Here is a 20,482-nt window from a genome sequence, read left to right as displayed (position 1 = left end):
CTCAGTCTTGCGGAAAAAACCCGGGGCTGCAAGCGCTGGCGATCGCAACTTGTGGCGGCTGTTGCAGATATGGGCGATTTATTCTGTGCTTAGACCTGCGTAGCTCAGTAATAGAGCCATTTGTGCTTTGGTGGCGCACGGCAGCTAATGTTACTTTTGTGCATCCCATTTTGTTTGAGAACCGCATGTCGATTAAACGTTACCCGCAACTCGCTCACTGGGGGGCGTATACCGCCGTGGTTGAAGACGGCAGGCTTATCCGCTGTGAGCCGTTTGCAGGCGATCCGGATCCTTCCCCGATGCTCGACTCCATCGCGCCGATGGTCTATTCCGACAAACGCATCCGCAAGCCGGCGGTGCGCCGTTCCTGGCTGCAAAAGCGTGAAGGCAGCGACCGCACGCTGCGTGGCCGTGAGGATTTTGTCGAAGTGGACTGGGATCTGGCGCTCGATCTGGTGGCGGAAGAAAACCGCCGCGTGCGCGATCGCTACGGCCCCTCGGGCCTGTTTACCGGCTCCTATGGTTGGTCATCCGCCGGGCGTTTGCATCATGCGCGTTCGCTGGTGCGGCGCTTTTATTTCGGCGGTGGCGGCGGTGTTGATCAATTAGGCAACTACAGTTGGGGCGCTGCGCAGTTTTTCCTGCCGTATGTGATTGGTACCTTCACCCCATTGACCGGGCGCGTCACCAGTTGGCCGAGCGTGGTTGAGCACTGTGAGCTGTTTGTCGCTTTCGGTGGGTTGGCGCTGAAAAATGCCCAGGTATCGTCCGGTGGCGCGGCGGAACACTCGCTCAAACCATGGTTGCAAAAACTGGTGCAGAAAGGCACCCCGGTTATCAACATCAGCCCGATGCGTGATGACTGCCCGGCATTTGTGAATGCCGAATGGATCCCGATCCGCCCGAATACCGATGTGGCGTTAATGCTGGCACTGGCGTATGAAATTCAGCGTCGGGGCGCGCAGGACGAAGCATTCCTTTATAGCCACTGTGCCGGTTATGACCAACTGGCGAGTTATCTGCGCGGCACCGATGACGGCGTGGCGAAAACCCCAGAATGGGCCAGTGCGATCACCGGTATCCCGGCGGCGCGCATTGGCTTGCTCGCACAGCAACTGATTGGCGTGCGAAGCTTTCTTACCTGCTCCTATTCCGTTCAGCGCGCTCATCGTGGCGAACAGCCCTATTGGATGATGATTGCCCTGTCGGCGATGCTCGGCCAGGTTGGGCTACCGGGCGGCGGCTTCTCGTTTGGCCACGGTTCCATGAACGGCGTTGGCAACCCGCGCGTGGATACGCCGGGGCCAATGATGCCGGTGGGGTCAAATCCTTGCGGGTTGGCGATCCCGGTGGCACGCATTTGCGATATGTTGTTGCAACCGGGTGAACCCTACCAGTTCCGTGGCGAGACGCTGCATTACCCGGATATCCATCTGGTGCACTGGGCCGGGGGTAACCCGTTCCATCATCACCAACAGTTAAACCGGCTGGTGGAAGGCTGGCAGAAGCCGGATACGGTGATTGTGCAGGATATCTGGTGGACTCCGGCCGCCAAAATGGCGGATATCGTGCTGCCGGTAACCACCTCGCTGGAACGTAACGATATCGGCGGTTCATCGCGCGATCGCTACGTGTTGGCGATGCATCAGGCCATTGCGCCTCAGCATCAGGCGCGTAACGACTTTGATATTTTTGCCGACCTGGCGGAGCGACTGGGTTACCGCGAACAATTCACCGAAAATCGCGATGAACGAGCCTGGATCGAATCTATCTATCAGCAGTGCGGACAGGCGCAGGCCGGTACCGGTGTGGAATGGCCCGAATTCGAGGATTTTTGGCGTAAAGGCTATGTCGAGCTGCCGGCACCGGCGAAAGAATTTGTGTTCTTTGACGATTTCCGCGCCGACCCACAGGCCAACCCGCTGCAAACTCCGAGCGGCAAGATTGAGTTGTTCAGCGAGAAAATTGCCGGCTACGGTTATGCTGATTTTGCCCCGCATCCGCAGTGGCAGCCGCCGGTCGAATGGCTGGGGGCGCCACAGGCCAAAGAGTGGCCGCTGCACCTGATTTCCATCCAGCCGAGCGATCGTTTACACAGTCAGATGGACCCGGCCCCCCTGGCGCAGGGCAATAAAACCGCCGGGCGCGAAACGCTGTATATGCACCCGCAGGATGCTATAACACGCGGTATTGTCGATGGCGTTGAGGTGTTGGTCAGCAATGCGCGCGGCAGTTGTCTGGCGGGCGTCGCTATTACCGACGGCGTTACACCGGGCGTGGTGCTGATGGCCACCGGTGCCTGGTTTGATCCGGGCTTCGGCAGCCAGCGGCTGCAGGTGGAACAGTCCGGCAATCCGAACGTATTAACGCTGGATATTGGCACCTCGCCGCTGACCCAGGGGCCGAACGCCATGAGCTGCCTGGTCGAGGTGAGCGCCCGATAATTGACTATACCCTATGAATTTCGAGTTGCGGCCAGGCGACGGGTATAAACAGCTGGTTACACTTTGCGCCCCAATGTTGCGATTGCCTGCTGGCTGGTTTTTGCCGGCACGGGGTAAATTGAACGTCCCAGAGGTATTGATTGGTGAATCTCAGCAACTTGTTGTTGAACCCATATTAATTTGCACCAACCTACGCAGATGCGTAGGTTTTTTTTTGTCTGATGCCTTGCCATCCCGCCTGCACAAAATTCGATTTTGTATTTTTCTGTTCCAGGACTGTTTAAGTTTCATTGAGTTATTTCCGTAAATTGCGGGAAATTTACAGCTGGTTGCATTTAGAGCAAAACTCTTGCGATTGGTCGGTAGTTTCTTGATCGCTACCTCTCTAGAGTAGGTGATCCCAGAGGTATTGATTGGTGAGAAATCAGCATACTCTGTATGTTGAAGCCATTTTCAATTGCACCAACCTACGCGGATGCGTAGGTTTTTTTTTGCCTGCCATATAGTATTCTTTTCCCTACAACCATTTACGCTCATCTTGGCCAAGGGGAGAAGGGCATGATCTTTTCTATACTGCGGGTGCTGTTCCGCCTGCTGTACCGGGTACGTGTCGAGGGCGACGTCCGGCATTTCGACCAGCAAAAACTGCTGATTACGCCCAATCATATCTCCTTCCTCGATGGCGTTTTGCTGGCGTTGTTTTTGCCGATCAAACCGGTATTTGCCGTCTATGCCAGTATTGGCGATCGCTGGTTTATGCGCTGGCTGCGGCCCTATATCGACTTTGTCTCACTCGACCCTACCAAACCCATGGCCATCAAACAGCTGGTGCGCACGGTGGAACAGGGCAGGCCGGTAGTGGTGTTTCCCGAAGGGCGCATAACCGTTACCGGTTCGCTGATGAAGGTTTATGACGGTGCCGCGTTTATCGCCGCCAAATCGGGGGCGACCCTGGTGCCGATACGGCTCGATGGCGCCGAGTTCAGCCCCTTTGGCCGCATGGCCGGAGTGTTCAAGATCCGCTGGTTCCCGCAGATCAGCATCCGTATTTTACCGCCGACCTCGCTGCCGATGCCGGTAGCGCCGCGCGCCCGCGATCGCCGTGCATTGGCCGGGGATCGGCTGCACCAGATCATGATGCAGGCGCGAATGGATACCCGTGAGCCGCAGACCCTGTTTCAGGCTCTGCTGGCGGCGCAGCACCGTTATGGCCGCAGCAAGCCGTGTATCGAGGATATTAACTTCAAGGAGGACAGTTACCGCACGCTGACCAAGAAAGCGCTGGGCGTCAGCCGCATCCTGCAACGTTTTACCGCCGAGGGCGAACATGTCGGCATGTTATTGCCGAACGCGACCATCACCGTAGCGGTTATTTTTGGCGCCTCCCTGCGCAACCGCATTCCGGCGATGCTCAACTACACCGCCGGTTCCAAGGGCCTGAAAAGCGCCATGACCGCCGCCAGTCTCAAAACTATCGTCACGTCACGTCAGTTTCTCGAAAAGGGCAAGCTGACCCATTTGCCGCAGCAGGTGCCGGAGGCCAACTGGGTGTACCTGGAAGACCTGAAAGATACGGTGACCCTGGCGGACAAGCTGTGGATCCTGCGCCATCTGTTCCAACCGGCGCGGGCCATGCTGCCACAGCAACCTGACGATGCGGCGCTGATCCTGTTCACCTCGGGTTCGGAGGGCAATCCGAAAGGCGTGGTGCATTCCCATGCCAGCCTGTTGGCCAACGTTGAACAGATCCGTACCATCGCCGATTTCACCCCGCGTGACCGCTTTATGTCATCGCTGCCGTTGTTCCATTCATTCGGCCTGACGGTCGGGCTGCTGACGCCGCTGATGACCGGCAGCCGCATCTTCCTTTACCCCAGCCCGCTGCATTACCGTGTGGTTCCGGAACTGGTGTATGACCGTAACTGCACCGTGTTGTTCGGCACAGCGACCTTCCTTAATAACTATGCGCGTTTCGCTCACCCGTATGATTTTGCCCGTTTGCGCTATGTGGTTGCCGGTGCGGAAAAGCTGGCGGACAGCACCAAACAGATTTATCAGGACAAATACGGCATCCGTATTCTGGAAGGCTATGGCGTGACTGAATGCGCACCGGTGGTGTCGATCAACGTGCCGCTGGCGGCCAAGGTCGGTACCGTCGGCCGTATTATGCCGAACATGGAAGCGCGGCTGATGAAGGTGCCGGGTATCGATAACGGCGGGCGCCTGCAGTTGAAGGGGCCTAATATCATGAAAGGTTATCTGCGGGTCGAGCGTCCGGGCGAACTGGAACCCCCGGCGGCTGAGGATGAGCAGGGTAACCTGCAGCCGGGTTGGTACGATACCGGCGATATTGTCACATTGGACGAGCAGGGTTACTGCGTGATCCGCGGCCGGGTGAAGCGCTTTGCCAAGCTGGCGGGGGAAATGGTCTCTCTGGAAAGCGTGGAGCTGCTGGCACAGCGCGTCGCGCCGGAAGCCCAGCATGCCGCCACGGTAAAAAGCGACAGCAGCAAGGGCGAGGCGCTGGTGCTGTTTACCACCGACGCCGGCATCACCCGTGAAGCTTTGTTGAAGGTGGCGCGTGAATTGGGCAGCCCTGAGCTGATGGTGCCGCGTGATATCCGTATTTTGAAAACCTTACCGGTGCTTGGCAGCGGTAAACCTGACTTTGTGACCCTGCGTAACATGGCTGAACAGCCGGAGATTGCCTGATGAACCCGACGTTACCTACTGATTCACCTTTGCTTTCTCGCAGTATGATCGCCGTAATTTGCGCCCAGTTTCTGTCCGCATTCGGTGACAATGCATTGCTGTTCGCCACTCTGGCCTTGATCAAGCAACAGCTCTATCCCGACTGGAGCCAACCGATTTTGCAGATGGCGTTTGTCGCCACCTATATCATCCTCGCGCCCTTTGTCGGTCAGGTCGCCGACAGCTTCGCCAAGGGGCGGGTGATGATGGTGGCCAACGGCCTGAAACTGGCCGGCGCGTTGGTGATCTGTTTCGGGCTTAATCCGTTCCTCGGCTATACCCTGGTCGGCGTAGGGGCAGCCGCCTATTCACCCGCCAAATACGGCATTCTGGGTGAGATCACCAGCGGCGAAAAGTTGGTCAAAGCCAATGGCCTGATGGAGGCTTCTACCATCGCCGCGATCCTGATCGGTTCGGTGGCCGGCGGCATATTGGCCGACTGGCACATTGTGGCGGCGCTGGCGGTGTGTGCGGTGGTCTACGCGGCGGCGGTGATCGCCAATCTGTATATTCCACGTTTGCCGGCGGCACATCCTGCCGTTTCCTGGACGCCGCGTGCCATGACGCAGGCTTTCTTCAACGCCTGTGTGGTGCTGTGGCGCGACGGTCAGACGCGTTTCTCTTTGATCGGTACCAGTCTGTTTTGGGGGGCCGGGGTCACGCTGCGCTTCCTGTTGGTGCTTTGGGTGCCGGTGGCACTCGGTATCGCCGACAACGCTACGCCGACGTTGCTCAATGCGATGGTGGCGGTCGGGATAGTGATAGGCGCCGGGGCAGCCGCGCGTTTCGTCACGCTGGAGACGGTGAAGCGCTGTATGCCAGCCGGGATCCTGATCGGCGTAGCGGTGGCAATATTCGCCCTGCAAACCTCCCTGTTTAACGCTTATGCACTGCTGTTGATTATCGGCGTATTGGGCGGTTTTTTTGTGGTGCCGTTGAATGCGCTGTTGCAGGAACGGGGCAAAAATTCGGTGGGGGCAGGCAATGCGATCGCGGTACAGAACCTGGGGGAGAACACCGCCATGCTGCTGATGCTCGGGTTGTATTCGCTGGCCGTTAAAGTCAGCGTGCCGGTGGTCGGCGTGGGAATTGGCTTTGGCGTGGTGTTTGCATTGGCGATTAGCGCGCTGTGGCTGTCGCAGCGGCGGGCAAAATAGCAGAAGGGGCGCGGATTAGGCGCCCCATCTTATTGATGGCGCAGGACGTGTTTTTATGGTGCCGGAATAGTAAAGCGGGTGTGGATCTCTTCCAGCCCCTGCAGTACGTCTTCATTCAATACCACGTCGAAACTGTCGATGTTGGTTTTCAGTTGTTCCAGCGTGGTTGCACCCAGCAGGGTGCTGGCAACGAACGGCTGCTGGCGCACAAACGCCAGTGCCATCTGCGACGGATCCAACCCGTGCTTTTTGGCTAACGCGACATACTCGGCAATCGCCAACTGCGTTTGTGGCGCAGAGTAGCGGTTAAAGCGCGTGAATAACGTGTTGCGTGCACCGGCAGGCTTGGCACCGTTGAGATACTTGCCGCTCAGGGTGCCGAACGCCAGGCTGGAATAGGCCAACAGTTCGACCCCTTCGTGCTGGCTGATCTCCGCCAGGGCAATCTCAAAACTGCGGTTCAGCAGGCTATAGGGGTTTTGAATCGAAACGATGCGCGGCAACTCATGTTTTTCAGCCAGTTGCAGGTAACGCATTACGCCCCATGGCGTTTCGTTAGATACCCCGATATAGCGGATTTTACCGGCGCGTACCTGTTCGGTCAGCGCTTCCAGCGTTTCCAGCAGGGTGACGGTGGCCTTATCGTCGGTGTATTGATAATTGAGCTTGCCGAAGTAGTTGGTCGGGCGCTGCGGCCAGTGCAATTGGTAGAGATCGAGATAATCGGTGTTGAGTCGTTTCAGGCTGGCGTCCAGCGCGACACGAATATTTTTGCGATCCAGCGCCTGCTGCGGGCGGATGCTGCTGTCGGTACCGCGCACCGGCCCGGAAATCTTGCTGGCCAGCACTATCTTTTCACGGTTGCCGCGTGCCTTGATCCAACTGCCGATGTATTGCTCGGTTAGCCCCTGGGTTTCAGGGCGGGGCGGTACCGGGTACATCTCTGCGGTGTCAATCAGGTTGACGCCAGCGGCTAATGCATAGTCGAGTTGCGCATGGGCATCGGCTTCACTGTTCTGTTCGCCAAAGGTCATGGTGCCCAGTCCCAGCACGCTCACTTCTAAAGAACTGTGGGGAATACGGTGGTATTGCATTAACGGCCTTCCTTTCATGTTAGCGCTTACGGGCTGAACCGCCCGGTGAAACAGGAGCCAAAGGGCAGGCTGTGGCAAACAACCTGCAAGGCGGTGTACTGCCTTTGCCGACTATAACCAAGCCGAGAAGATGGGGGAAGCGGATTCAGTGCGGGGAGGGCTATCGCGCACTACGAGAGCGATAGCCGACGGGGAATTTAACGTTCGATAACCTGTGAAACCTGATCGCCGTTGATTTGGCGGCTGTTGCCTTTTTCATCTTTATAGCTGATCAGGCCGGTATCTTGGTCAATCTCCGGTTTGCCCTCGGTCAGGATCATATTGCCGTCTTTGGTCGCCATTACGTAATCGCTGGAACATCCCGCCAACCCGGCGGCGATCACCAACGCAGACACTGCCATTACCCACTTTTTCATCCTGCGGATCCTCAGTTATATATGCAAAAAAGAAGCTTCTTTTAAGATTAGCAAAATATGGATGCGCCGTGTTTCGGATAAGTCTTTATCTTGATAGGGAAAGTGACGCTGAAACAGGGCAGCAGAAAATAATAACGGGAGTGGCTGACGCGCACTCCCGTGGGGGAATTACTCAGAGACGGTTTTTTTCTTGCTGCGCATCAGGTTGAGCGCTTCGACCGACATTGAGAAGAACATCGCAAAGTAGATGTAGCCTTTCGGTACATGCACCTGGAAGCTTTCCAGCATCAGGGTGAAGCCCACCAGGATCAGGAACGCCAACGCCAGCATCTTCACCGAAGGGTGGCGGTTAACGAACTCACCAATAGGTCGGGCGGCAAACATCATGACGCCAACGGCAATCACCACTGCGGCCATCATAATAAACAGATGGTCGGACAGGCCTACCGCGGTAATCACCGAGTCCAGGCTGAAAATGATGTCCAGCAGCATAATCTGCACGATGGCGCCGAAGAAGCCGTGCACCTTGGTGTGGTGCTCTTCATCAGAGCCTTCGATGGTTTCATGGATCTCTTTACTGGCTTTCCAAATCAGGAACAGCCCACCCAGCAGCAGGATCAGATCGCGTGCCGAGATGCTGTGGTCCATGACGCTAAACAGCGGATGGGTCAGACGGATCACCCAGGCGATGGAGGCCAACAGTCCCAGACGCATTAACATTGCGCCAGCCAGCCCGATGCGGCGAGCCTTGTTCTGCTGCGCTTTCGGCAGCTTGGACACCACCAGCGAAAGGAAAATAATGTTATCAATACCCAGAATGATCTCAAGAATGGTCAGCGTACCTAACGCTAACCAGGCATTGGGATCCATAATCCACTCAAACATTGTCGAGCCACACCTTAATAAAAAACAAAGGCTGAATTATACGCGTTTATTGATACAGCGACACTGTTACCTAAACGCGACCTAAACAAAAGGGATCAGACAAAGAAATGTCTTGCCAATAACGCACCGGTGAAGCTTTTTTTCAGGTAAAAACCGCGTGGCAATGTGAGGATCGGCTGCCCTTGTTCGCCGATAGCTTCGGTCAGGGCCTTACTGTTGGCCGCCTTGGGACGCAGTTGCAGCACCTCACCGTGGCGGGCGGTGATCCGCTCTACGTGGCCGAGCACGATCAAATCCATCAGTTCCTCCCAGTCGCGGCGCAGCATCTCTTCTTCTTCGGCGTTTGGGCTCCACAACAGCGGTGAACCGATACGTCGCTGCTCCAGCGGGATTTGTCGCTCACCTTCTACCGGGATCCACAGCACCCGTGCCAGCTTATGACGTACATGGCTGCTGGCCCAGGTGACACCGCTGTTGCCGGTTAAGGGGGCTACGCAGACGAAGGTGGTTTCCAGCGGTTTGCCGGCGGCGTCTATCGGGATGGTTTTCAGCTCGATGCCCAGTTCGGGGAAATCCTGCTCCGGCTTGCTGCCCGCCATGGCGCCAAGATATTGCTCCAGCAGCATGCCAACCCAGCCTTTATCACGCTTCAGATCCCTGGGGATAGCCAACCGCGCACCTTCGGCCAGTTCGCCCAGGGAACAGCCGGCAAGCCGCTGCGCCCTTTCAAACAGCTGTTGTTCGTTTTCTGGAGGAGGGGGCAAAGGAGATAAAAACGCCATAATACAAGCCTGTTAGATTTGGTTGAAAAACGTACTGTATTTGTCCACAGAGAACTTTGACCGGAAAGGACTGGGGAAAAGAATAATAGTAGCATGATTTTCCATGACTTTTTCTCTCTCACCCGACAGAGGAAAAATTCCGGCTGACGCTTGTGCACCTGTAGCCACCGACAATAAACAGGATCTTACACCTATTTATCCACAGATTTATGGGATAACCCAAATTTTTACCGATCACTGGTTCGATTTACAGCCTTGACGCAGGCACTTTTTTGCGAAATTGTCCGATTTGTGCGTAACTCATACGGATAATCTGTGGATAAAATCGACGTTGGTGGATCTTTCGCCAGGGTAAGATCCTAAACGGACATAGATCACATTTTTGCTCTGTGTAGGGCTGTTGATAATTACGTATTAATATGTTTTTAAAGGGTTAATGTGATTTTTGTATTTCCGGGGTTTTTAGGCTCACCAGAGTTTTACCGGCTTATCCCTTGAGTTCTTCACATACCTATCCACAGAAAAAGTGAATAAAACCCGGTGTAAATCGTTCCGCATGTTTATAACTTTGCCATTATCTGTGAGTTATCCCAATGTTATCCGGTTTGCAGCGCCGCAAAGCAGTGGTTTACCGCCTGTAGCTTGTGTGAAACAATCAGGGTATCTATGCGAATTTAAGCTTATCGAGGTAGTCCGGTGATCGATGATGATGGCTACCGCCCGAATGTTGGTATCGTAATCTGTAATCGTCAGGGGCAAGTCCTGTGGGCTCGCCGTTACGGTCAACACTCCTGGCAGTTTCCCCAAGGTGGGATTAACCCTGGTGAAACCGCAGAACAGGCCATGTACCGTGAGCTGTTCGAAGAAGTGGGGCTGAGTAAAAAGGATGTCCGTATCCTGGCCTCAACCCGCAACTGGTTGCGCTATAAATTGCCAAAACGTTTGGTGCGTTGGGACACAAAGCCGGTTTGTATCGGCCAAAAGCAGAAATGGTTTCTGTTGCAGTTAATGTGCAATGACGCTGATATCAATATGCAACGCAGCAGCACGCCGGAGTTTGACGGCTGGCGCTGGGTAAGTTTTTGGTATCCGGTGCGCCAGGTGGTGTCGTTCAAACGCGACGTCTACCGCCGGGTGATGAAAGAATTCGCCGTCACCGTGATGCCGATGCAGGAGCAGGCAGCACAGCGGCAGACCCCCGCTTATCGCCGGAAGAGAGGTTAAGTTAAGCCGACTATGCTCACGCGCTTGCGAGAAATTGTTGAGAAGGTGGCCGCGGCGGCCAGTCTGACAGATGCGCTGGATCTTTTGGTCAATGAAACCTGTCTGGCAATGGATACAGAAGTCTGTTCCATCTACCTGGCGGACAACGACCGCCGCTGCTATTACCTGATGGCGACACGCGGGTTAAAAAAACCGCGTGGGCGCGCTATCGCACTGGCATTTGATGAAGGTATTGTCGGGTTGGTCGGACGCCGTGCGGAGCCGATTAACCTGGCAGACGCGCAGAGCCACCCCAGCTTCAAATACATTCCCCAGGTGAAAGAGGATCGTTTCCGATCCTTCCTCGGCGTGCCGATCATTCATCGCCGCCAGTTGCTGGGGGTATTGGTGGTGCAGCAGCGTGAACTGCGCCAGTTTGATGAAAGCGAAGAATCCTTCATGGTGACTCTGGCCACGCAAATGGCCGGGATCCTTTCGCAGTCACAGCTTAACGCCATTTTTGGTCAGTATCGTCAGACGCGTATTCGTGCACTGGCGGCATCGCCGGGCGTCGCAGTAGCTGAAGGCTGGCAGGACAGCAGCCAGCCGTCTCTCGACCAGGTTTACAAAGCCTCGACGCTCGATACCGCCAGCGAACGTGAACGCCTGACTCAGGCATTGGAAGAGGCCGGCGCGGAATTCCGCCGTTTCAGCAAGCGCTTTGCCGCCAGCTCGCAAAAAGAGAGCGCGGCGATCTTCGATCTTTACTCTCACCTGCTCAACGACGCTCGCCTCAAGCGCGAACTCTTTGCCGAGATTGATGCCGGCTCCGTGGCGGAATGGGCGGTTAAACAGGTGATCGAAGTCTTTGCCGCCCAGTTTGCCAGCCTGCAAGACACCTATATGCGTGAGCGTGCCAGCGATCTGCGCGCGCTCGGCCAGCGTCTGCTATTCCATCTCGATGACACCACCCAGGGCGCTACCCAGTGGCCGGCGCGTTTTGTGCTGGTAGCCGATGAACTGACCGCGACTCTGCTGGCTGAAATGCCGCAGGACAGGCTGGTCGGCGTGGTGGTGCGCGACGGTGCCGCCAACTCCCATGCAGCCATATTGGTGCGGGCGATGGGCGTACCGACGGTGATGGGCGCGGATATTCAGCCTGCGCTGCTCAGCCAGCGGCTGCTGATTGTCGACGGTTATCGCGGCGAACTTTTGGTCGACCCCGAACCGGTGTTGGTGCAGGAATACCAACGGCTGATCAGCGAAGAGCTGGAATTAAGCCGGTTGGCGGAAGATGACGTTGAGCAACCGGCCCAGCTTAAAAGCGGCGAGCGAGTTCAGGTGATGCTTAATGCCGGCCTCAGCCCGGAACATGAAAAGCTGCTGGGCGGGCGGGTTGACGGTGTGGGTCTGTACCGTACCGAAATTCCTTTTATGCTACAGAGTGGCTTCCCTTCCGAAGAGGAGCAGGTCGCCCAGTATCAGGGCATGTTGCAGATGTACCCGAATAAGCCAGTGACGCTACGTACGCTGGATATCGGTGCAGATAAACAACTGCCTTATATGCCGATCAGCGAAGAAAACCCGTGCCTGGGCTGGCGTGGTATCCGAATTACCCTGGATCAACCGGAGATCTTCCTGATCCAGGTGCGAGCCATGCTGCGCGCCAATGCCGGCACCGGCAATCTGGGCATACTGCTGCCGATGATCACCAGCCTGGAAGAGATCGACGAGGCTCGCAGGTTGATCGACCGGGCAGGGCGGGAAGTGGAAGAGGTGCTGGGGTATGAAATCCCAAAACCCAAATTGGGCATCATGCTGGAAGTCCCTTCGATGATCTTCATGATCCCGCATCTGGCCGGGCGCATTGAGTTTATTTCGGTGGGGACCAACGACCTGACCCAATACCTGCTGGCGGTGGATCGCAACAATACCCGTGTGGCCTCACTGTACGACAGCCTGCATCCTTCCATGTTGCAGGTGCTGAAGCTGATAGCCGTTCAGGCCAGGGCCGTCGGGCTGCAGGTCAGCCTGTGTGGTGAACTGGCCGGCGACCCAATGGGGGCGCTGCTGCTGGTGGGGATGGGCTACCGCAACCTGAGCATGAACGGCCGCAGCGTGGCGCGGATAAAATATCTGCTGCGACACATTGAGTTATCCGACGCCGAAGTGCTGGCCCAGCGGGTGCTTAACGCCCAAATGACCACCGAAGTGCGCCATCAGGTGGCGGCATTTATGGAACGTCGTGGTATGGGCGGTTTGATCCGCGGCGGCAAGTAAGGCCGCGGGCTGACTGATTTTTTTACAGAACTTTTCCCGGCGGGCCAGTCCGGTGGTGGTTAAGCTTATGCTATTATCCGCTTCCTCAACTGCGTTGAAAGCCACGGGAAAATAGTGTTCCCGCTGAGTTTCACCGCGTTTGGCACCTGCCGCCCCCGGATGGGGAAGAATAATAGACATGTTGTGGTGATAGATGACCAATAGCTATCTGGCGTTTCCTAAATTTGATCCGGTGATTTTCTCGATCGGCCCGGTTTCTCTGCATTGGTACGGTCTGATGTACCTGGTTGGCTTTGTTTTTGCCATGTGGCTGGCGGTACGCCGGGCTAACAAACCAGGCAGCGGCTGGACCAAGGATGAAGTAGAGAACCTGCTGTACGCCGGTTTCCTCGGTGTGTTCGTCGGTGGCCGCGTGGGTTATGTGCTGTTCTACAACCTGCCGCTGTTCATGGAAAACCCGCTCTATCTGTTTAAAGTCTGGGATGGCGGCATGTCGTTCCACGGCGGTTTGATGGGGGTGATCCTGGTGATGTTCTGGTTCGCTCGCCGCACCAAACGCACCTTCTTCCAGGTTTCTGATTTTATTGCCCCGCTGATCCCCTTCGGCCTGGGCGCCGGCCGTTTGGGCAACTTTATCAATGGTGAACTCTGGGGCCGCGTGACTACCGATACCCCATGGGCGATGCTGTTCCCAAGCTCGCGTGCAGAAGACGTGGCGCTTGCTGCCGCCGATCCGAAACTGTTGCCTATCCTGAACCAATACGGCGTGTTGCCGCGTCACCCGTCCCAGCTGTATGAACTGCTGTTGGAAGGCGTGGTGCTGTTTATCATTCTGAACCTGTTTATCCGCAAGCCGCGGCCGATGGGCGCCGTTTCCGGCCTGTTCCTGATTGGCTATGGTGCATTCCGTATTATTGTCGAAGCTTTCCGCCAGCCGGATGCCCAGCTCGGCCTGTTCGACGGCGTAATCAGCATGGGGCAGATCCTGTCCGTCCCTATGGTGGTGGCCGGTATTATTATGATGATTTGGGCGTATCGTCGCCGCCCGCAGCAACAACTGTCGTGAGGAACAAATGAAACAGTATCTGGATTTGATGAACAAAGTGCTCGCCGAGGGCACCCCTAAAGCCGACCGTACCGGCACTGGCACCTTGTCGATATTCGGCCACCAGATGCGTTTCAATTTGCAGGAAGGGTTTCCGCTGGTCACTACCAAAAAGTGTCACCTGCGTTCAATCATCCATGAGCTGTTGTGGTTCCTGAACGGTGACACCAACGTGGCTTACCTGAAGGAAAACAAAGTCAGCATCTGGGACGAGTGGGCCGACGAAAACGGTAGCCTTGGCCCGGTGTACGGCAAGCAGTGGCGTGCCTGGGGGACGGCGGACGGTCGTCAGATCGATCAATTGACCACCGTGCTGAACCAGTTGAAACAGGACCCGGATTCACGTCGTATCATTGTTTCAGCCTGGAACGTGGGGGAGTTGGATCAGATGGCGTTGGCACCGTGCCACGCGTTCTTCCAGTTCTACGTGGCGGATGGCAAATTGTCTTGCCAACTGTACCAGCGTTCTTGCGATGTGTTCCTCGGCCTGCCGTTCAACATTGCCAGCTACGCGCTATTGGTACATATGATGGCGCAGCAATGTGACCTGGAAGTGGGTGATTTCGTCTGGACCGGCGGCGACACTCATTTGTACAGCAATCATATGGAACAAACCCAGCTACAGTTGACGCGTGAGCCGCGTGCCTTGCCGAAATTGGTGATCAAGCGCAAGCCGGCATCGCTGTTTGATTACCGTTTCGAAGACTTTGAAATCGAAGGTTACGATCCGCACCCAGCCATTAAGGCACCGGTTGCCATCTGATTTTTACCTTATGATTGATCCCCAGGGGCGCACAGGTTGCGCCCTTTTTTATTTCTGCCGATCCGCCTTGGTTGTTTCTGCGTTCCTCATCGCATTTTGTTGGTTTCTCCCGTCAGTTTCATAGAAAGGTTGCGCGGTGCGCTTCAGGCCGGATAACGCCGTCTTTATCCTGTGGTGCCCCTGGTTACACTGGCCGCCATGAACGACAAGATGATTTTCAATAATATTGATGGCCAGCGCGGGATGACGCTGATTGAGCTGCTGGTGGTGATAACCCTGGCAGGCCTGCTGACCGGCTGGGGGGTTAGCCATTGGCGTCATTATCAACAGGCCCTGCGGCTGGAACATACCGCGCAGCAACTGTTGGCATTTCTCACCCGGTTACAGGCAGACGCCAACTGGCGCAACCGCACGGCACTGCTGGGGTTTAAAACCGGCGATCCCTGGTGCATCGGCAGCGGTCAAGCGCCAATGGATTGCGCAGCGCTCGGCGATGATGTGTTCAGCCCCGGCTATCGGGACGTGCAACTGGCGGGGTTTACTCAAAAGGATATGGGGTTTTATGGCCTGCGTAACAATGCGCAGGCCGGGCATATCTTGCTCAGCAATGGCGCTGGCCGCCTGCGGTTGGTGCTGTCTGCCAAGGGGCGGCTACGGCTATGCAGTGAAGGCGCGAGCATAAGAGGGATTGCGACATGCCAGCCCTAGCGCGCGGTTTTACCTTGCCGGAGGTGATGCTGGCGCTGACGTTTGGCAGCCTGATTGCGCTGGCTGCCGCTAAAACTTATCCGGTCTTGCGTCAGCACAGTGTCGATGTTGGTCGGCATTATCGGCTGGAATCGGTGCTGCGGCAGTTAGCTTTTGGCATTGAGAAGGATCTGCGCCGCGCCGGCTTCTGTGCCGGCCAGTGCCAGGGGCAACCATTGTTGATTAGCCGGGCGGGCGGAGAGGCCGTGGGCAGTTGCGTGATAGTCGCCTATGACATCACCCGCAGTGGGCGTTGGGAAACCCTTAGCGCCGACGCCGGATACTTCGGTTACCGCTTACGGCAAGGCATGCTAGAGGGGCAACGTGGGGTGAGACACTGCCATGGCGCTGGTTGGGAGCGTCTGCTGGATAACGACGAAGTACGCATTGAAGCCTTCAACATCAAGATGAATGCGGGCGAAGGCGGTAAACGCTGGGTAACGCTGACCTTGAGTGGCCGTTCAAAAGCGGATGGCGGCATACGGCGCAGTCTGCAGTGGGCGGTTAATATGGCCTCGCTGCCATGAACGCTGCCGGGCAGCGGGGAGGTAGCACCCTGGCGGCAGTGATGATGCTACTGGTGATGGGGATGATGCTGTTGAATGCCCAGCACCGCCAACTGGACAGTGCTTTGCTGCTGGCAGCCGACGAGAAGCAATATTTACAGGCTTACAATCAGGCCGCCTCGGCGCTCAGTTGGGGCGTCGCGCAGTCCTGGCCACGCGGCCGGCTCGCTGCCAACGGCTGGTGGTGCCAGCAAACCGGCCAGCTGCGGGCCTGTGCAAAACTGTCCTCTCAGGCAGGTATTGTGCTGGTACGTGGTGATGCGCAGGTGAGCCGTGGGGAACCGCTGCGGTTATATCAACGCACCAGGCCTGATGGCTCAGGGGGCGACATCGGGCTAAGAGCGGAAACCGGCGGCTGGCTGGATTTTTGCCCTGAAAAAAAGCAGGCTGACTGTGCGGAGTAGCCAGCGGGGCTTCAGCCTGCCGGAGGTGCTGATTGCCGCGTTGCTGTTCGCGGTGTCACTGCTGGGATTGTTACAGTATCATCAGGTGCTGTTGCAGTCGTTCCAGCGTCAATGGCAGTATCGACAGGCCTGGTCGTTGGCGCATCAGCAATTGGAAGTTTTCGCTGCTACCGGGCGGGCGGACGTCGGGCTACCGCTACCGACATCCGGATGGCAGCGTCAGACCGGGTTAAGCACCCCGCAAGTCGCCTGCCAGCGGCTGACGGTAAGAATACAAACGCCCCAGCGGCAGTGGGCGGAACTCAGTCGTTGGTACTGCATGCGTCAGTGATCCGGCAGATATTTTGTTTTAAGGGAGCTCCCAATGTTTAGGGTTTATCATTCCAATCAGTTGGATTTGCTGAAAACGTTAACCAGCGCGTTGATAGCCAGAGAGCCATTGGCCGATCCTTTTCAACAGGAAGTGGTGCTGGTGCAGAGCCCGGGTATGGCGCAGTGGCTACAGATGCAACTGGCTGAACAGTTTGGCATTGCTGCCAACATCGCTTTCCCATTGCCGGCGACCTTCATCTGGGACATGTTTACCCGGGTGTTACCGGGTATCCCGAAAGAGAGCGCCTTCAGCAAAGACGCCATGACCTGGAAGCTGATGTGGCTGCTGCCCGATCTGCTCACTCAGCCTGAATTTGCCCCGCTGCAGCATTACCTCACCGACGACGGCGACAAGCGGAAGATTCACCAGCTTGCCGGCCGGGTAGCCGACCTGTTTGACCAATATCTGGTGTATCGCCCGCAATGGCTGGAAAGCTGGCAGAAAGGCGAACGCATCGACGGACTGGCGGAAGCACAGCAGTGGCAGGCACCACTGTGGGCGCGACTGGTCGAATACACCCAGGAACTGGGGCAGCCGGAATGGCATCGTGCCAACCTGTATCGCCGTTTTATCAGCGCGTTAGATAAAGCTGAAACCCCACCTGCGGGGTTGCCACCGCGGGTATTTATCTGCGGCATCTCGGCCTTGCCGCCGGTCTATCTGGAAGCGCTGCAGGCGCTGGGCAAGCATATCGATATTCATCTGATGTTCACCAACCCCTGCCGCTACTATTGGGGGGACATTCAGAGCCAGTCCTTCCTGGCGAAATTACAGAGCCGCAAAAGACAGCATTATCGCGATAAAACGGAATATTCGTTATTCAGGGATCCAGAAAACGCCTCTGCATTGTTTAATGACGCCGGCGAGCAAGACCTGCCGAACCCGCTGTTGGCCTCATGGGGCAAGCTGGGGCGCGACCACCACTTTTTACTTTCGCAGATCGAGACCTCAGAAGAGGTTTTTGCCTTTGTGGATATCCCTGCGGACAATCTGTTGCATGGCATTCAACACGATATGTTGGAGCTGAAGAACAGTGCGGTGATCGGCACCACGCCGGAAACGCTGGAGAGCAGCGACACCAAACGTCGACTGGATCCGGCCGACAGGTCTATCAGCCTGCACGCCTGCCATAGCCCGCAGCGTGAGGTCGAGGTGCTGCATGACCAACTGTTGAGCATGCTGGCGGACGATCCTGAGCTGACGCCGCGGGACATCATCGTGATGGTGGCGGATATCGACAGTTACACCCCTTATATTCAGGCGGTATTCGGTAACGCCTCGCCCGAACGCTATCTGCCGTTTGCCATTTCTGACCGAAAAGCCAGCCAGGCGCACCCGGCGCTACAGGCGTTTATCTCGTTGTTGGATCTGCCGCAGAGCCGCTTTACCTCAGAACAGGTACTGGCTTTGCTGGAAGTTCCGGCACTGGCGGCACGTTTCTCGATTCGGGAGGAAGGATTGCGCCTGTTGCGCCATTGGGTTGGTGAGTCTGGCGTGCGCTGGGGGCTGGATGACGACAATGTGCGTGAATTGGATCTGCCCGCTACCGGCCAGCATACCTGGCAATTTGGCATTACACGCATGCTGCTGGGTTACGCGATGGACAGCAATGCCGGTGATTGGCAGGGCGTTTTGCCTTATGACGAGTCGAGCGGGCTGGTGGCAGAACTGGCCGGGCAACTGGCGGAACTGCTGGCAGCGCTGAGTCGTTGGCGGCAACGTCTGGGGCAGGCGCGCTCTTTGCCTGAGTGGCAGCCACTGTGTCGTCAACTGCTTGAGACTTTCTTTGAGCAGGACGGCGAAACGGAAGTGGTGTTGGCACTGATAGAGCGGGAGTGGAACAGGCTGTTCGAGTTCGGGCTGGCGGCGCGTTATCCCGATGAGGTGCCGCTGTCTATCCTGCGGGACGAGTTGGCAGCGCGCCTCGATCAGGAACGCATCAGCCAGCGTTTCCTGGCCGGGCAAATCAACTTCTGTACGCTGATGCCCATGCGTTCTATCCCATTCAAAGTGGTTTGCCTGCTGGGTATGAACGACGGGGTTTATCCGCGCACTCTGCCGCCGTTAGGCTTTGATCTGATGGCGCAACAGGTCAAACGCGGTGACCGTAGCCGCCGTGATGATGACCGTTACCTGTTCCTGGAAGCGATTTTGTCGGCTCAGCAACGGCTGTACATCAGCTTTATTGGCCGCTCCATTCAGGATAACAGCGAGCGTTATCCTTCGGTACTGGTGACCGAACTGCTGGAGTATCTGGAGCAAAGTTATTGTCTGCCGGGCGATGAACATCTGGACGCCGATGGCAGCGCACGGCGTGTGGGTAAACACTTGCTTAACTGGCATTCACGCATGCCGTTTGCCGCCGAGAACTTCCTGCCTAATACCGAAGCGCAGAGCTATGCGGCAGAATGGCTGCCTGCCGCCGATCGGCGCGGTGCGGCGCATCCGCCGTTTAATCAGCCCCTGTTGCCGGATGAGAAAACTCAGATCTCGCTGGACGATTTATTGCGCTTCTACCGCCACCCGATCCGCGCCTTCTTCCAACTGCGGCTGGGGGTCAGTTTCATCCTGGAAGAAACCGAACTGCCGGATGAAGAACCCTTCACCCTGGATAACCTCAGCCGCTATCAGTTCAACAGCCAACTGCTGAACACCCTGATTGACGGTGAGGATGCCAGCCGCCTGTTTCAGCGGGTGCGTGCCGCCGGTGGGTTGCCTTTTGGCCCCTTCGGCGAAATTTACTGGCAGAAACAACAAGAAGAGATGAGCGAGCTGGCCGAACAGGTACGCGCCGAAAGAAGTGAAGGGCACAGCCTGGAACTGGATATCGACATTGCCGGTGTGCGCATCAGCGGCTGGTTACATCAGGTACAAGGCGATGGGCTGCTGCGCTGGCGGCCATCAACCTTATCGGCAGTCGATGGCATATTGCTGTGGCTGGAGCATCTGGTGTATTGCTGCGTCGGGGGGAGCGGCGAAAGTCGCATTTACGGGCGCAAAGGGGCTGTCTGGCGCTTTGCTGCATTAAGCGCGCAAGAGGCCCACGAACAATTGGCCGAACTGGTGGCGGGTTATCAGCGCGGCCTGTGTCAGCCGTTACTGCTGCTGAACAAAAGCGGCTGGGCGTGGCTGAGCCAGTGCTACCAGCCACAAACGCAGCAGATTGACTGGGATGAAGAGGTGCAAATCAAGGCCCGGGCCAAGCTGCTGCAAACCTGGCAGGGCGACCAGCGTATTCCGGGCGAAGGTGAAGACCCTTATGTGCAGCGGGTATTCCGCCAGTTGGACAATATTTATTTAGCGCAAATTCTGGACGAAACAGAGCGTTATCTGTTGCCGGTGGCACGGCATAACCTTGGGTAACAATCCCCCGGTGGTACTGATTGCCCTGAGGTGGTAAAAATAATCAGGGTTATATTCAACTATCGGGGTTAGCTCCGGTCTTACATAACGTACAGGCATATAGACCCGTCGCCTTTCAAGCTACAGCTTGAAATTCATAGGGTATAGAT

16 protein-coding genes are annotated in these 20,482 nt (G+C 56.6%); 12 read left to right on the top strand and 4 right to left on the bottom strand.

Translation table 11 applies throughout. The annotated features are described in order from the left end of the window. Positions 1 to 185: 185 nt before the first annotated feature. The 3 genes from SERS4_RS0120375 to lplT all read left to right on the top strand — a co-directional run bounded on the left by SERS4_RS0120375 (position 186) and on the right by lplT (position 6,352). Positions 186 to 2,444: a molybdopterin guanine dinucleotide-containing S/N-oxide reductase gene (locus SERS4_RS0120375; RefSeq protein WP_017893819.1), complete on the top strand. Its 2,259-nt coding sequence runs from the start codon at positions 186 to 188 to the stop codon at positions 2,442 to 2,444. 558 nt (positions 2,445 to 3,002) lie between these two features. Next, on the top strand, positions 3,003 to 5,156 hold the full coding sequence (gene aas / locus SERS4_RS0120370) for a bifunctional acyl-ACP--phospholipid O-acyltransferase/long-chain-fatty-acid--ACP ligase (RefSeq protein ID WP_017893818.1): 2,154 nt from the start codon (positions 3,003 to 3,005) through the stop codon (positions 5,154 to 5,156). Further along, on the top strand, positions 5,156 to 6,352 hold the full coding sequence (gene lplT, locus SERS4_RS0120365) for a lysophospholipid transporter LplT (protein WP_017893817.1): 1,197 nt from the start codon (positions 5,156 to 5,158) through the stop codon (positions 6,350 to 6,352). The genes aas and lplT overlap by 1 nt, the downstream gene beginning before the upstream one ends. Before the next feature lie 53 nt (positions 6,353 to 6,405). On the opposite strand, the gene SERS4_RS0120360 is transcribed toward lplT, so the two are convergent. From SERS4_RS0120360 to mutH, 4 genes are all read right to left on the bottom strand, one after another. Then, positions 6,406 to 7,446, bottom strand: coding sequence for an NADP(H)-dependent aldo-keto reductase (locus tag SERS4_RS0120360; RefSeq protein WP_017893816.1), 1,041 nt, complete (start codon positions 7,444 to 7,446; stop codon positions 6,406 to 6,408). Between the two features lie 197 nt (positions 7,447 to 7,643). Continuing rightward, positions 7,644 to 7,862: a YgdI/YgdR family lipoprotein gene (locus SERS4_RS0120355; protein WP_012146530.1), complete on the bottom strand. Its 219-nt coding sequence runs from the start codon at positions 7,860 to 7,862 to the stop codon at positions 7,644 to 7,646. Positions 7,863 to 8,030: 168 nt separating this feature from the next. Then, complete coding sequence (locus SERS4_RS0120350; RefSeq protein WP_012146529.1) at positions 8,031 to 8,747, bottom strand: TerC family protein; 717 nt, start codon at positions 8,745 to 8,747, stop codon at positions 8,031 to 8,033. A gap of 95 nt (positions 8,748 to 8,842) precedes the next feature. Continuing rightward, positions 8,843 to 9,529, bottom strand: a complete 687-nt coding sequence (gene mutH, locus SERS4_RS0120345) for a DNA mismatch repair endonuclease MutH (protein ID WP_017893815.1) — start codon at positions 9,527 to 9,529, stop codon at positions 8,843 to 8,845. A gap of 696 nt (positions 9,530 to 10,225) precedes the next feature. Between mutH and rppH the strand changes: the two genes are divergently transcribed. The 9 genes from rppH (at position 10,226) to recC (ending at position 20,333) form a co-directional block, all read left to right on the top strand. Next, on the top strand, positions 10,226 to 10,753 hold the full coding sequence (gene rppH, locus SERS4_RS0120340; RefSeq protein WP_012146527.1) for an RNA pyrophosphohydrolase: 528 nt from the start codon (positions 10,226 to 10,228) through the stop codon (positions 10,751 to 10,753). A 12-nt stretch (positions 10,754 to 10,765) separates the two neighbouring features. Further along, positions 10,766 to 13,012 carry a phosphoenolpyruvate--protein phosphotransferase gene (gene ptsP / locus SERS4_RS0120335; RefSeq protein WP_012146526.1) on the top strand — a complete coding sequence of 749 codons (2,247 nt, stop codon included), beginning with the start codon at positions 10,766 to 10,768 and terminating at the stop codon, positions 13,010 to 13,012. Between the two features lie 193 nt (positions 13,013 to 13,205). Then, complete coding sequence (gene lgt / locus SERS4_RS0120330; protein ID WP_012146525.1) at positions 13,206 to 14,078, top strand: prolipoprotein diacylglyceryl transferase; 873 nt, start codon at positions 13,206 to 13,208, stop codon at positions 14,076 to 14,078. Positions 14,079 to 14,085: 7 nt separating this feature from the next. Then, positions 14,086 to 14,880: a thymidylate synthase gene (thyA, locus tag SERS4_RS0120325; protein WP_017893814.1), complete on the top strand. Its 795-nt coding sequence runs from the start codon at positions 14,086 to 14,088 to the stop codon at positions 14,878 to 14,880. 198 nt (positions 14,881 to 15,078) lie between these two features. Continuing rightward, positions 15,079 to 15,588 carry a prepilin peptidase-dependent protein gene (locus SERS4_RS0120320; RefSeq protein WP_026142511.1) on the top strand — a complete coding sequence of 170 codons (510 nt, stop codon included), beginning with the start codon at positions 15,079 to 15,081 and terminating at the stop codon, positions 15,586 to 15,588. Further along, positions 15,576 to 16,154 (top strand): prepilin peptidase-dependent protein, encoded by a 579-nt coding sequence (locus SERS4_RS0120315; protein ID WP_017893812.1) that lies wholly within the window; start codon positions 15,576 to 15,578, stop codon positions 16,152 to 16,154. Before SERS4_RS0120320 ends, SERS4_RS0120315 begins: the two co-directional genes overlap by 13 nt. Continuing rightward, positions 16,151 to 16,597 (top strand): YgdB family protein, encoded by a 447-nt coding sequence (locus tag SERS4_RS0120310; RefSeq protein ID WP_017893811.1) that lies wholly within the window; start codon positions 16,151 to 16,153, stop codon positions 16,595 to 16,597. The genes SERS4_RS0120315 and SERS4_RS0120310 overlap by 4 nt, the downstream gene beginning before the upstream one ends. Beyond that, on the top strand, positions 16,587 to 16,928 hold the full coding sequence (locus SERS4_RS25850; protein ID WP_017893810.1) for a prepilin-type N-terminal cleavage/methylation domain-containing protein: 342 nt from the start codon (positions 16,587 to 16,589) through the stop codon (positions 16,926 to 16,928). The genes SERS4_RS0120310 and SERS4_RS25850 overlap by 11 nt, the downstream gene beginning before the upstream one ends. A gap of 33 nt (positions 16,929 to 16,961) precedes the next feature. Next, the gene (gene recC, locus SERS4_RS0120300; RefSeq protein ID WP_017893809.1) at positions 16,962 to 20,333 is read left to right on the top strand and encodes an exodeoxyribonuclease V subunit gamma; all 3,372 of its coding nucleotides are present in this window, start codon (positions 16,962 to 16,964) and stop codon (positions 20,331 to 20,333) included. Positions 20,334 to 20,482: the final 149 nt, after the last annotated feature.

Source organism: Serratia sp. S4, from assembly GCF_000347995.1.
Lineage (GTDB): Bacteria > Pseudomonadota > Gammaproteobacteria > Enterobacterales > Enterobacteriaceae > Serratia > Serratia quinivorans.
Note: the sequence above shows the minus strand (reverse complement) of the source record. Positions and strands in the feature narration are given on the sequence as shown.

Bases quoted from the DNA above. Each gene is read 5' to 3' on its own strand.
- SERS4_RS0120375 (WP_017893819.1), top strand. From the start codon at position 186: ATGTCGATTAAACGTTACCCGCAACTCGCTCACTGGGGGGCGTATACC.
- aas (WP_017893818.1), top strand. From the start codon at position 3,003: ATGATCTTTTCTATACTGCGGGTGCTGTTCCGCCTGCTGTACCGGGTA.
- lplT (WP_017893817.1), top strand. From the start codon at position 5,156: ATGAACCCGACGTTACCTACTGATTCACCTTTGCTTTCTCGCAGTATG.
- SERS4_RS0120360 (WP_017893816.1), bottom strand. From the start codon at position 7,446: ATGCAATACCACCGTATTCCCCACAGTTCTTTAGAAGTGAGCGTGCTG.
- SERS4_RS0120355 (WP_012146530.1), bottom strand. From the start codon at position 7,862: ATGAAAAAGTGGGTAATGGCAGTGTCTGCGTTGGTGATCGCCGCCGGG.
- SERS4_RS0120350 (WP_012146529.1), bottom strand. From the start codon at position 8,747: ATGTTTGAGTGGATTATGGATCCCAATGCCTGGTTAGCGTTAGGTACG.
- mutH (WP_017893815.1), bottom strand. From the start codon at position 9,529: ATGGCGTTTTTATCTCCTTTGCCCCCTCCTCCAGAAAACGAACAACAG.
- ptsP (WP_012146526.1), top strand. From the start codon at position 10,766: ATGCTCACGCGCTTGCGAGAAATTGTTGAGAAGGTGGCCGCGGCGGCC.
- lgt (WP_012146525.1), top strand. From the start codon at position 13,206: ATGACCAATAGCTATCTGGCGTTTCCTAAATTTGATCCGGTGATTTTC.
- thyA (WP_017893814.1), top strand. From the start codon at position 14,086: ATGAAACAGTATCTGGATTTGATGAACAAAGTGCTCGCCGAGGGCACC.
- SERS4_RS0120320 (WP_026142511.1), top strand. From the start codon at position 15,079: ATGAACGACAAGATGATTTTCAATAATATTGATGGCCAGCGCGGGATG.
- SERS4_RS0120315 (WP_017893812.1), top strand. From the start codon at position 15,576: ATGCCAGCCCTAGCGCGCGGTTTTACCTTGCCGGAGGTGATGCTGGCG.
- SERS4_RS0120310 (WP_017893811.1), top strand. From the start codon at position 16,151: ATGAACGCTGCCGGGCAGCGGGGAGGTAGCACCCTGGCGGCAGTGATG.
- recC (WP_017893809.1), top strand. From the start codon at position 16,962: ATGTTTAGGGTTTATCATTCCAATCAGTTGGATTTGCTGAAAACGTTA.